The following is a 12859-nucleotide window of genomic DNA, read 5'->3' on the forward strand; positions in this document are numbered from 1 at the left end:
AACGAGATTGGACGTGTTCCTTTCCGTTCGGGTAGCCGCAGGGATTGAAGTAGTTGGCGCAATTCTCCGGGTGGAAGATGCGGACTATTTTACGGTTGAGGCAGCATAGCCTGGCTAGCGACACTCTTCGGCCTTGCGGAGAATGGCCTTGAGGCGGGCGAAGGGCTTCTTGATCGGGTTGAAGTCGGGGTTTGTAGGGCGGGGGAACATGAGGCGGGCGTCGGGGCGTTTGTAGCTCGACAGATTGATTGTGATGACCACGTCGCCGCGCGTGAGGTCGGGCAGGCGCATCCCGTCGACATAGGCTTCGAACGAGCCGCCATTGATCGGTCCGTCGAGTACCATCGGGCGCGAACATGCCGGTCTTGCGCAGCTTCGCCGCCAGCGTGGTCGTCTTGTGGCGACTTGCGGGTAGCCTATCCGCAACCGCTTGCCTCGTCGGCAGCGGCCGTGGCTGCGGGTATCTTGGTTGCCGTCGGGGTTTCGTCGATGAACATCGATCCCGCAGGGGCGAGGTCGAACTGACCCGCGAACCATGCCTCGCGCCGACTCAGGACGCTGGCACGGTCCTGCCCGATTGCGTGATCCGGTGCTGGGCGAAGCGGCGGTGTAATGTCGAGATCGCCACGCTCACCTGACCTGGGTCGCGTTGCAACTTGTCTAGCGTGATGTCCCGTCACGCCTGGATCGTGTGTGCATACGCCTCGATCTGGCGCCCTGCGCTTTTGCAGCATAGCTACCTGTGCCCCGGCGCTGGTTGTGCCGATGGATCGGTGTCTCTGCCGCCACACCTAAGCGGCTCGCCGCGGTTCGGCAACTCATCCACGCTTTAACCGCGCCTACTGCGCGCAATGCGCAGGTCCAGCCTGATTAGCAATTCGTCCATTATCCATGTTGCTTGAACTTGCTGTGCCGCATGTCTCGGGACTGATAAATCAGTCGTGGCATGGCTGCTGGTTGATTGATGCTCAACGTCACCTTTGTCAGTTGTGTTGTATAACTTCATAAAATAGCATTGGTTCTACTTGGGCGTCTCGCACCTTGTTGGGGGATAGTTACGCCAAGAAGTCGAGGTATATCTTGAACTTAGCGCAGTTTTTCATGACGATGCTTTTGACCGCATCTCCAATGTTTGCCACTGAGCAGTGGGTCGCACCGGGCACGCCGATTGTGCCGCCCACACTTCCTGCGGTGGGAAATGCGAATGCTGCCATATCGGTCGAGCCTCTCGTTCCCCGACCGAATACCCGGTCGTGTGTGGTCGAATTGTTTTCGAGGCGGGAATTTACCGGCGCAGTCCCGCACGCAATTTCCTTTCAGCCATCAGCTGACTGTCCTGGACCATGGGCGCGGGTGGTTCTGGAGAATGATCTGGATGTGAGCGCCGGCATACAATATGACCGTTCTGCTCGGTTGGAACTCGGCGGAGTCAACCTGTACACCGGCACTACGATGGAGCCGCGCAAGAACCTGTCGCTGCGCTGGCACGTCGAACGTGATGTCACGGATTATTCGACGCTCTTTGCAAGTGCAGCGCGCGGGTCTGCGACGTTGGAAAACTACCCGGACGCCGTGCACGACAGTCGCTTTCATTGGCGCGCGCGACTGATTTTCTATGCGGCGGACAGTGCGAACCCTGCACCACGCTTTCCCGATATCGTGACGCCAATCGCGCCGAAGCCGGTCGAGATATCCCGCGCGGCACCCATGATCGAGCGTATTGTGACCTGGCCCCGCAACGTCGAGCGAATGGCGATCGACGTCCTGACCATGCCGCAAAAGAGCGACGAGATGTGGCAGCACTGTGTGCCGAACACGGTGCTGCCGCCCGAGGTCCAGTCGCAGGATAGCTGCGGTTATCCGTTCCGCGAGAGCGAAGTGCGTATCGACGGGATTCTGGCCGGGTTCGCGCCCGTCTATCCCTGGGTCTTCACCGGGGGGATGGGGGCGTGGAACTGGACGTTGATACCGGGCATCGGCACGCTCGACCTGCAACCTTATCGCGTCGACCTTACCCCGTTTGCCGCGCAGATGAATGACGGACAGCCCCACCGCATCGCGGTGTCGGTTCGGGGCGCCGGGGACTATATGGCAACCACGGCGACGTTGCTCGCCTGGCGCGACGCCGGGCGCGCGGTGGTCACCGGCGGCATCCTCCGCAACACGCTCAAGCCCGCGATGCTGACCGTGACCGGCAAGATAACCCTGCCCGGTGTGAAGGGCGTACCGGTCGACATCGTCGCGAGGCGTCGTGGTGGAGTCGCCGGCTATGTGAATGGATCGCACGGGCGGGTGACGACACGGATCGACCAGGCGATGCGCTCGACCGTCCGCCGCACGCAGCAAGGCAACGAAGCGGATACGCGGTTGCTGACGCACGTCGATACGCGCACCCTCATTTCCGGGGGCGGGCGTGATCGCCGTGAACGACGCGTCGAGCAGTTCCCGCTGGAATGGGGCGTGGCAACGGATCCGACGTCGACCCGCCGCACCTTCAGCGATCTCGATCAAAGCCTGATCCGCGACGAAACGATAACCGATGCGACCGGGACCCGCCGCAGGGTCGTCCGTCAGACGGTATCCCCACGTACACTGCCGGACGAGAAGACGACACTTTATCCGGAAATGGTGCAATCGACCGTTTCCATCCACATCTCCGACAGCGTCGCCGGATGCTATGATCGAACGGTTACCGTTGTCGCGCAAAGCGTTACGGCCGCGAGGGATGGGTGCCGGTGAGGGCAACCACGCCCTGACGCGAACCAGCCGACAGCTGGGGTAAAATAATTTCCGCAGGTCCGTGATACGGATTCGTCTCCGCCGATTGTCTCACGAGCGGGGACTAATCTTTTCAGTTTGAAAATGGGGCGAATGACGCAGGACGCGCGATTACAGCGATGGTTTGTGGATGAGGTGCTTCCACTGGAAGCACCGCTCACGCGCTACCTGCGTCGGAACTGGCGCGTCGAGGCCGATATCGTCGACCTTCGACAAGATGTGTACGAAGCCGCGCTGGTCGGCGCGAGCGATACGCTGCCGCGTCATACCTCGGCCTATGTGTTTACAATCGCAAGAAACCTTCTTATCAATCGAGCGAAGCGCGCCCGGATCGTGTCGTTTGAACAGATGGCGGAGGTAGAGGCGGCCGATCATACCGTCGACCTGCTGGCCACCGAACGGCACATCGACGCGCGCGAGGCGCTGCGTCGTGCGGGCGAAGGGCTGGCTGCATTACCGCCCCGCTGCCGACAGGTTGTTCAATTGCGCAAGATCGAAGGATTGTCGATGCGCGAGGCGGCAGAGCGAATGGGCGTCGGCATCGACACGATCGAACGGCAACTCGTCCTCGGGCTGCGAGCGATGGCTGACGCAATGGTCGGGGGCAGCGGTCGGATCAAGCGGACTCCTCCTGCGCGAAGAAAACAGGAAGAGCGGCGATGAGGAACGCTGCGACCCCGTCGGCGGATGTGACCGCCGACGCTGCGGCGCTGTGGCTTGTCCGGCGCGAAGAGCCGCAGTGGAGCAAGGACGATGATGCCATGCTGCAGGCCTGGCTCAATCAGTCGATGGCTCACAAGGCGGCGTTTTGGCGGTTGGAACATGGCTGGCGTGCAGCCGATCGCATCGTTGCCGTTGGACGCGAACCAGCCAGCGAGGTCCGACCGCGTCGCCGGCTTCGATTACCGTCGCAATCGATACCTCGTAGGCGGCTTGCAGCGATTGCTGTGGCAGCGCTGGCATCGGTGGCCGTTATCGTTCTGACGACGCAGCTGTCGATCCGGCCAGGCGACCGGGTTGCTGCCTATCGCACACCCACCGGAGGCAACCGTGTCCTGAGGCTCGCCGACGGCAGCCGCGTCCAGATGAACACCGCGACCGCGATCCGCGCCGGCACCACGCCGGATGCGCGCGAGGTTTGGCTGGATGAGGGTGAGGCCTATTTTGACGTCGCTCATCGTCCCGACCGCAAGTTCGTCGTGCATGCCGGAGTGCGTACGATCACGGTGCTGGGCACCCGTTTCTCGGTTCGGCGGGAAAAAGACCGGGTTACGGTCGCCGTGATATCAGGCCGTGTCCGGGTCGATGACGCACAGGCATCAGCAAGCGTGCCGAAGGTCGCGATTGTCTCCGCGGGTAATGTCGCGATCATCGAACCGCGCTCAACGCTGATATCGACGACGGGATCGGACAAGGTTGCAGCGTTGATGGCGTGGCGAGAGCAGATGATCGTATTTGACGACAAGCCACTTTCGGACATCGTCACGGATTTCAACCGTTATTCGAAGCACATGATAGTCATCGAGGATCGTGAGCTGGCAAATGTTCGGCTTGGGGGCGCGTTCAAGACTCACGATAGCGAAGCCTTTGTCAAATTGTTGCGTGCGGCATATCGTGTGCGTGTGCGCGAGGACGGTGATGCGGTGATCCTTTACCGGTAAGCACACCGGCAGCCGGACTGCCTGTTCGCTGGTTGACGAACAGCACCTGCGCCTCAGGCAAATTGCAGAATGTGACATGCCGGGGGGCGTTCTTGGCGCACCGTTAGGATCGGATGTCGATCGGCCTCGGCACTGGAGCAGCCGGCAGCGCCAGCGGCGGGCGCGATATTAATATGCCGGAACATGTTACGGATTTCGGTCGCTCGCCTGTCCTTAACCTTCGAGCGATCGGTGTCGGGGTGGGACACCTGCGTTCGGCCGGGTTGCGTGGCCGCGGGGAGGGACCGGAACGGTCGCGGGGCCGCGTGTCGCGCCACGGTCCCCATAGCGCCGCACCCGGAGCGTATTTTCATGCGACTACGTCATGTTCTGTTGACCTGTGCCGCCTTGCCGATGTTGGCGCAGGGACTGCCGGCCGGCGCCGCGGCAGCCGGGGCGGCGACCCAGACCGTGGCCACCGCGCCCAAAGGGGGAATGACCCCGGCGGAACTGGCGCAGGCGCGCACGTCGATCCGCCAGATGATCGACAACATCAACATCGCCTATCAGGAATTCACGCTGCCCAACGGGTTGCGCGTCCTCGTCCACACCGACGCGACGGCGCCCGACGTCTATGTCGGCATCTGGTACGACGTGGGTTCGAAGCATGAACCGGTGGGACGCAGCGGGTTCGCCCACCTGTTCGAACATCTGATGTTCAACGGCTCCGAGAACGTGCCCGGCGACTATATGGCGCCGCTGGCGTCGATCGGCGCGCAGGTCAACGGATCGACCAGTTCGGACCGTACGAACTATTACCAGGTCGTGCCCGCCCCCGCGCTCGACCGTGCGCTGTTCATGGAAAGCGACCGCATGGGGCACCTGCTGGGCGCGCTCAACCAGGCGACGCTCGACGAGCAGCGCGGCGTCGTCCAGAACGAGAAGCGCCAGGGCGCCAATAGCCCGAGCAGCATCGTGCCGGACATGGCGCGGCTGGTGATGTTCCCGTCGGAACACCCGTATGACCATTCGATCATCGGATCGATGAAGGACCTGAATGCGGCGACGCTCGACGATGTCGGCGCGTTCTTCAAGGCGCATTACGGGCCGAACAACGCGACGTTGATGCTGGCCGGCAATATCGATGTGGCGACGGCGAAGCAGCTCGTGACGAAGTATTTCGGCGACATCCCCGCCGGGCCCCGCAACGTGCGCCCGACCGTCGAGGCGACGCCGCTGACCAAGACGATCAAGCAGACCGTGACCGCACCGATCAACCGGACGATGATCGTCAGGCAATGGCGCGTGCCGGGCACCTATTCGGACGATGCGCTGGCACTCGACGGTGCGACCATCGGGCTGACGGGGTCGATCGAGACGCCGTTCTACAAGCATCTGGTGCTCGACGAGAAGCTGTTCGACAGTGTCCAGGTCGCGAACAGCACGCTGATGCACGGCGGCACCTTTGCCATCACCGGCTGGGTCCGCGAGGGCGTCGATCCCAAGGTCGCCGCCGCCGCGCTCGACCGCGAATTCGCCAAATTCCTGAAGGACGGGCCGACCGAGCAGGGGCTGCTGGAATGGGTCGCCGGGCACAGCTATGGCACCGTCCGCGGCCTGGAGACCAGTACGAGCCGCGGCGAGCAGATGGGCGAGACGCTGTCGGCGTATGGCGACCCGCTGGCGTTCAAGCGGAACCTGCGCTTCTACGCCGACCTGACGCCGGCGGCCGTGCGGGCCGCGTCGAAGCGGTGGCTGGACAAGCCTCGGTGGGAGCTCGTGGTATCGCCGGGCCCGCGCGTGACCCTGCCGGAGGACGCGGGCATCGATGGCACGCCCGTCGCCCAGCAGACGACGCCCCAGGCCCCGAAGCCCGCCCCCGCCGCCACGCCGGCGGCCCAGCCGGTCGCCACCGGCAATCGCGGGCCGCTCCCCGCCGTCGGTCCGGTAAAGGACATCCCGTTCCCGGCCATCGAGCACGCGACCCTCGCCAATGGCATGCCGGTGACATACGCCCGAGTGCAGTCGATACCGTACACGTCGGTCAACATCAAAATCCAGGGCGGATCGCTGCATGAAGCGGCGGACGAGGCCGGTACCATGTCGACGATGTATTCGATGCTGGGCACCGGGTTCGGCAATATGGACGAACGCGCGATCCGCGAACGGACGCGGCTGCTGGGCGTGTCGTTGAGCGCGAGCGGTGGCCAGGACGATTCCGGGATCGGTATCGATGCGCCGGACGCCAATCTCGTCCCGGCGCTCGACCTGCTGCGGACGATCGTGACCGCGCCGACCTTTCCGCAAGAACCGATCGACCGGTGGCAGCGCCAGAGCATCGAGGGGCTGAAGGGCGCGAAGGTGTCGGCCAACCGGCTCATCAACGAAACGCTGTTGCCGCTGATCGATGCTGGATCGCCGTACAATCGCGATGCGATGCAGGGGGATGCCGCTCGTATCCGGCGGACCGACCGCAACGCCCTGCTGGCGGCGTACCGGCGTTGGGTCCGACCGGAGGGCGCGAAGCTGTTCGTTGCATCGGGCAAGCCGCTTGCCGAGTTGCTGCCGCTGCTCAACGCGTCGATCGGAACGTGGAAGTCGACCACCTCGCCGACGCCGCTGCCCAAGGTCGAATATCGGCCGCAACCCGCCACGCCGCAGATCGTGCTGATCGATCTGCCCGGTGCGGTCCAGGCGACGATCGAGGGCGGCCAGCGGGTGACCGTCGACGACCAGCCCCCGATCGAGGCGCTCGCCCTTGGGGAGCGGGTATTGGGCGAAGGCTTCACGTCGCGGATCAACATGAACCTGCGCGAGGACAAGCATTGGGCCTATGGTGCGAGTGGCGGCTTCGACCGCAGGCCCTATAGCTCGCGCTATACGGTCAACACGACCGTCCAGCAGGACAAGGCCGGACCGGCGATCGCCGAACTGACGAAGGAAATCCGTCGTATCGTCGGCAACGAGCCGATTACGACCGCGGAGTTCGACGCGGTCCAAACCGCCGTCCTGGGGCAGCAGTCCAACCGCAGCCTGAACCGCTACATGGTGCTGAACACGATGCAGTGGCTGGACAAATATAACCAGCCGGGCAGCTTTGCATCGGAAAGCGGCAAGCGCATCCGGGCGGTCACGGTCGATGAGGCCAACGCCGCGCTGAAGAGCCAGCTCGATCCGTCCAAATGGGTGTGGGCGGTCACCGGCAATGCTGCGCTGATCCGGCCGCAGTTCGACGCGCTCGGCCTGCCCGTGCGGGTGGTGAAGGCGGACGACGTGTTCAAGCCGGTCGAATGACGACCGCTCTACCGTAAGTGCCTGTTTTGCATGCGCCGGATGTCGTTGGTGCGACCTCCGGCGCATGTTTCATTCGTGGTACATTGTAACATCAAAAGAATCTTTCGTTTCGACGTTACGACTTTGTGACCCCCGATTGTCTCCACCGACACCGGGACCTGTTGGGAGGGGGCCGGATGTATCCGGGGGGGAACGCAATGAAGCTTTATCAACGGACGTTGGCCGTCGCGCTGTCGGGCGCGGCAATCGGCACGCTGGGCGTATCGTCGGCCTATGCGCAGACCGCGCCGCGCACGCGCGCAACCCCGACGAACAAGCAGTATGATTTCGCCATTCCGGCAGGGCCGCTGGCCGGCGCGCTGAACCAATGGGCGCGCCAAAGCGACCGGTCGATCGTGTTCCGGACCGAAGACGTCGCGACGATCGAGACCAGGGGTGTCGAGGGGCGGATGACCGCCGCGGCGGCGCTGAACAGCCTGCTGGACGGAACGGGTTTCGACGCGGTCGTGGAAAATGGGGCCATCGCGCTTCAGCGTGCGGGCGAGAGATCGGCCGACGGCGGCACGGCAGCCGCCGGCAGCGCCGCCGGCGCGACACCGGACATCCTCGTCACCGGCCAGCGCGCCTTCACGCTGAACACGGGCATCAAGCGGTCGCAGGACGACAGCCAGCCGTTCATCGTCCTGTCGGGTGAGGAAATCCGCCGCAGCGGCGCCCCGAACCTGGAAACCTTCCTGCGCGACCGGCTGAGCGTCAATTCCGAGCCGGGGCTGAGCGAAGCGCCCCCCGAAGCCAGCTCGGCCGGCGGGCTGCAACAGGGGCGTGGTCTTAGCGCCATCAACCTGCGCGGGCTGGGCGTGCGCGACACACTGATCTTGGTCGACGGACGACGCCAGCCGGGCGTCAACCTGGGCAACGGCGCTCTGGCACAGGCGCAGATCACGGGCATTCCGCTCGCCTCCATCGAACGGATCGAGGTGCTGGCATCGTCGGCATCGGGCATTTACGGTTCGGGGGCGTCGGGCGGCGTGGTGAACATCATCACGAAGCGCGACTTTTCGGGCGGCCTCATTTCCGCGCGCTACAACAATACCGATGACTTCAAGAAGGGCGAGGGCCAGGTCGACCTGACCTATGGGATCCCGTTCGAGAACGGCCGTACGCGCCTGTCCTTCGCCGGCAGCTGGCAGAAATCGCTGCCCCTGCTCTACGGCGACCGCGAGGACCTTGCACGCAGGTCGCGCGAACAGGTTCTCGTCGTACGACCCGATCTGCTCAGCGGCTTCGATAGCGTCCCACCCAGCACCACGGTGAACTATCGTGCGCAAGGGGGGCGGCCGTTGCAGCTGAAGCCGCAGTTCGGCGGTGCCATCCTGTCGTCGCCGATCGGGACGGTGCCGGTCGGCTTTCGCGGCATCGCACTCGACGGCGTCGCGCCGCTGGTGGCCGCGGTGGGGTCGTACAATCTCGAGCGTGGCAACACCACGGCGGTTCCCGGCACCCGCGCGCGAATGCTGTACGGCTCGGAACTGCTGAACGGCACGGTGACCCTTCGGCGCGAATTCAACCCGTGGCTGACCGCCTATGTCAGCGGCAGTGCGTCGCGCAGCGAATCCAATACCAATTTCACCAGCGGTCCGACCTCGCTCACGCTGGCGGCGAACGCGCCGAACAACCCGTTCACCACCGCGTTGCAGATCGCCCTGCCGCCGATCGCGCGCGAGAGCCGGGTCCAGTCGATCAACGAGCAGCGATCGATCATCGCGGGCGCGATCGTCAAACTGCCCTTCGACTGGCAGGCGCTGGTGGACGTCCCCTATGCGACGTCGAAATTCACCGGGGATATCACGCCGTCCTATCTGGACAGCGCGATCGAGCGAGGGCTTGCCAACGGCACCCAGGACGTATTGCGCGACCTCAACCTCCGGCCGCTGACGATCACGTACGACGCCACGCCGTTCGGCAGCGCCAACGAGCCCGCCAAGTCGACGACCTTCACGCCGTCGCTGCGTTTCGCCGGCCCGCTCCCCATCACTTTGGGCGGCGGGAAGCCGCAGGTGACGGTCAACTTCGAATATAATTCCGACCGGATTGCCGCGACCCGGGGCACCTTCTTCAACGGCAACTTCGTTATGACTGCGTTCCAGCCGGAATCGACGCAGAAGATGCTGTCCTACTATGCCGAAGTCGTGTTGCCGGTGTTCGGTCGGGCCAATAACATTCCGCTCATGCGCCTGCTCGAATTTCGCGTGTCGGGACGCGGCGAGCGTTATACCGGAACGGGCGGTGCGCAAATCACCTGCTTCCCGGACCTGGCGTCGCTGTCGCTGGACAATCCCTATGGCGAATGTCCGGGGTCGACCGATGTCGAAACTTTTGAGGAAACGAGCCGGGGGCGCATCGATCCCAGCCTGAGCTTCCGATGGTTCCCGTTCGAGTCGCTGATGTTCCGCGGATCCTACACGACGGGGTTCCTGCCCCCGCGGCTGAACCAGCTGACATCGCTTAGGGGCGACACCCTCATCAGCCTGGTCGATACGGCGCGCGGCCGCGAGGCGATCGGTATCACCCCCGGACCCTTCGGCCTGACGGTTCCCGGTGCCATCGGCGGAAATCCCGACGTCAAACCCGAATCGTCGCGCACGGTTTCGCTGGGGACGGTGTTCGAGCCCGGTGGTTTCCTGAAAGGTCTGCGTTTCTCGGCCGACTGGACGAAGGTCAAGAAGCGTGACATCTACTTCGACCCCGCCCTGATCTTCGCAGGCTTTGGTCGGGATGCTCAGGACGTGTTCGATCGGTACATCCGCGCCGTCCCCGGCGCCGTGACCCGTGCCGCCCCATCGGATGGCTTTGCGGTCGGCAAGATCATCGCTGTCGACGCACGTTTGACCAACCTGAACAGCATGTCGACGGAAGCCGTCGACTTCACGCTCGACTATAACGGACCGCTGCTCGGCGGCACGATCAGCGCCAGCGCGCGTGCCTCGACCATTTTGTCGTTGCGGGTCTCGCCCTTCCCCGGGGCGCCGATCGAGGAATATCGCGGTGTCGCGCCGTCGCGTGGCTTCGCGGCACTCATCACGCAGGGCGGGTTCAAATGGCGCGGCAGCGCCTGGGCGAACTGGAGCAAGGGGCCGGTGACGGTCGGTTGGGCCGGACGCTATATCGACAGCTATCAACGCAACCTGGCCGTGACCGCCACGGTGGACCTGACCGATTCGCCGATCATCCCGTCGCAACTCTATCACGATGTGACCTTCAGCTATCGCTTCGCTTTCGACGCGACGCTGACCGCGGGTATCAACAATGTCTTCAAGCGGCGACCCCCGCTCGATCCGGGCAATTATCCGCAGTTCTACAGCCCCTATGCCGATCCGCGACTCCGGCACTTCTATCTAGGCATTTCGAAAGCATTCTGACGCCGATCGGTACTCAATCCTGTTCGGTCGCCTGCTAGGATCATGTGCTACCGGTACTCATGTGCCGGTAGCACGCTGCATGCCGGTTGCAGGAAGCCAATGGTTTCGGCGTGGTATGTGGTGAATATCGGCCGGCCAAATACCGGGTTTCCTGGCCAATGGCTGGCCGCGTCAACACTGCCGCAAGTGTGACTCTGGCATCGCTGCGAGCGGGGAGTTCGGTGGCGGACCGGAGTACGATCGCCAAGCACACCGGTTTGCGGGCGTCCCTGCTTGTACCGACCGCATGACATTGCGCCCGGACAGCGGCACTGTCGATCATGTCGGCGCAGCGATCTTGTTTGGCTATCCGTGCCAGCGGCTCCGGCGTAGCGACGAACGGGGCTGTCCATGTCTGGCGCCAGTAGCGGCAAACCTTCCATGCCCCTTGCCCTGATCGTCGGCGCGTGTCGTGCGGTACGGGAGATCCACATCGTGCCTGTCGGAGAACGGCCGGTTCGCATCCGCCGGCTGGCATCCGTCCGTGATCCAGCGGCAGCTTGGCCGTTCAGTGCCCAATCCTCTTCCAAAAAACCGCGCCACTCGCTTAAGCTGCCATCTCTGACCCGGGGCGGCGTGTGACACGGTTTCGGTACGGGTTTCGCACTAATCGCAGCAATGGTGGCGTTCCGAAATGACCGGAACCGTGGTGAGCGCAGCGCTGCACAACGCCGGATCACGATGCATGTACGCCTGTTTGCGCGCGTCGATAACCTGCTTGCATTCGCCGTCGGAGAAGATAACTTATCATATAACTAAGGAGGGGCATGGTGATCCAGCGCGTGAGAAGCCGGCTTAAGTGTGGTCTGCCGCTGATGGCGATCATGGTCCTGACTGGCTCGGGTTTGGATGCGCAGCAACAGCCGAAAACCGCCATGCCGCCGATCGATAAGCCACTGCCCCCGCCCGCAGATCATAAGGCCGCTGCGGTGGCGGTGTTGGCGGATTATCGCCATGACGATCTGCTTTGGGAGAATGACCGCATTGCGCATCGCATCTACGGTCACGCCCTGGAGGCGGTGGAGCCACCATCGGGATCGGGCATCGACAGTTGGGGCAAGCAGTTCGTCTGGCCCTTCGCCGATCGCCAACTGCGTACCGGCGACCAGCATGGCTATCACGGCGAGGGCATCGACTTCTACAATGTCGGCTCCGGTCGTGGCGCGGGCGGATTGGGCATCTGGCACGACAACAAGCTGTGGACGTCGCGCAATTTCACTCGACACCGGATCAGGGCAACCGGCGAAAAAGCGGCCGATTTCGAGGTGGATTACGCCGCTTGGCCGGTCGATGTCGGACGTACGGTATGGGAGACGCGCCGCTTTACCCTGCCGCTCGGCACGCATTTCACGCGCATGGTGTCTACGTTATCGTCAAACAAGCCGGGCGAGATGATCGTCGGGATCGGTATCGGCAAGCGTACGACCGGGCCGGTCGCGGGGCAGATGAGCGCCGATCGCACGCGTGGGGTCATGACGTGGTGGGGCCCGGAAGACGGCGCGCATGGCCGGATGGCTGTTGCGATCCGTGTCGATCCCGCAACCATCGTCGAGCAGCGCGACGATGCGGACAATCACCTGCTCCTGGTGCGGGTGAAAGCGGGAAAGCCCTTCGTCTACTTTTCGGGCTCTGCCTGGAGCAAGGGGGCAGGGGGCTTCGACACGCGTGAGAAGTGGCAGTCCTATGCTG

Annotated in this window: 6 protein-coding genes and 1 pseudogene; 6 read left to right on the plus strand and 1 reads right to left on the minus strand. The window is 63.7% G+C overall.

Features of this window, described 5'->3' with window-relative positions:
• Positions 1-822 (minus strand): annotated as a pseudogene (locus tag OXR08_RS17825) (transposase); the annotation flags it as partial.
• A gap of 306 nt (positions 823-1128) precedes the next feature.
• Here OXR08_RS17825 and OXR08_RS17830 point away from each other — a divergent pair.
• The 6 genes from OXR08_RS17830 to OXR08_RS17855 all read left to right on the plus strand — a co-directional run.
• Entirely contained in the window at positions 1129-2739 is a 1611-nt protein-coding gene (locus OXR08_RS17830; RefSeq protein WP_267351927.1) for a peptide-N4-asparagine amidase, read from the plus strand.
• A gap of 132 nt (positions 2740-2871) precedes the next feature.
• Positions 2872-3441, plus strand: a complete 570-nt coding sequence (locus OXR08_RS17835; RefSeq protein WP_267351917.1) for an RNA polymerase sigma factor — start codon at positions 2872-2874, stop codon at positions 3439-3441.
• Positions 3438-4439: a FecR domain-containing protein gene (locus tag OXR08_RS17840; RefSeq protein ID WP_267351919.1), complete on the plus strand. Its 1002-nt coding sequence runs from the start codon at positions 3438-3440 to the stop codon at positions 4437-4439. The genes OXR08_RS17835 and OXR08_RS17840 overlap by 4 nt, the downstream gene beginning before the upstream one ends.
• 351 nt (positions 4440-4790) lie before the next feature.
• Positions 4791-7712, plus strand: coding sequence for a pitrilysin family protein (locus OXR08_RS17845; RefSeq protein ID WP_267351921.1), 2922 nt, complete (start codon positions 4791-4793; stop codon positions 7710-7712).
• Positions 7713-7909: 197 nt separating this feature from the next.
• Complete coding sequence (locus tag OXR08_RS17850; RefSeq protein WP_267351923.1) at positions 7910-11131, plus strand: TonB-dependent receptor; 3222 nt, start codon at positions 7910-7912, stop codon at positions 11129-11131.
• A gap of 968 nt (positions 11132-12099) precedes the next feature.
• Positions 12100-12859 (plus strand): DUF4861 family protein (locus tag OXR08_RS17855; RefSeq protein WP_267351925.1); only part of this gene is annotated, 760 nt, incomplete at its 3' end.

Origin of the sequence: Sphingomonas sp. GM_Shp_2, from assembly GCF_026540875.1 — a bacterium.
In the GTDB taxonomy this organism is placed as follows: Bacteria; Pseudomonadota; Alphaproteobacteria; order Sphingomonadales; family Sphingomonadaceae; genus Sphingomonas; species Sphingomonas carotinifaciens.

Bases quoted from the DNA above. Each gene is read 5' to 3' on its own strand.
- OXR08_RS17840 (WP_267351919.1), top strand. From the start codon at position 3,438: ATGAGGAACGCTGCGACCCCGTCGGCGGATGTGACCGCCGACGCTGCG.
- OXR08_RS17835 (WP_267351917.1), top strand. From the start codon at position 2,872: ATGACGCAGGACGCGCGATTACAGCGATGGTTTGTGGATGAGGTGCTT.
- OXR08_RS17845 (WP_267351921.1), top strand. From the start codon at position 4,791: ATGCGACTACGTCATGTTCTGTTGACCTGTGCCGCCTTGCCGATGTTG.
- OXR08_RS17830 (WP_267351927.1), top strand. From the start codon at position 1,129: ATGTTTGCCACTGAGCAGTGGGTCGCACCGGGCACGCCGATTGTGCCG.
- OXR08_RS17850 (WP_267351923.1), top strand. From the start codon at position 7,910: ATGAAGCTTTATCAACGGACGTTGGCCGTCGCGCTGTCGGGCGCGGCA.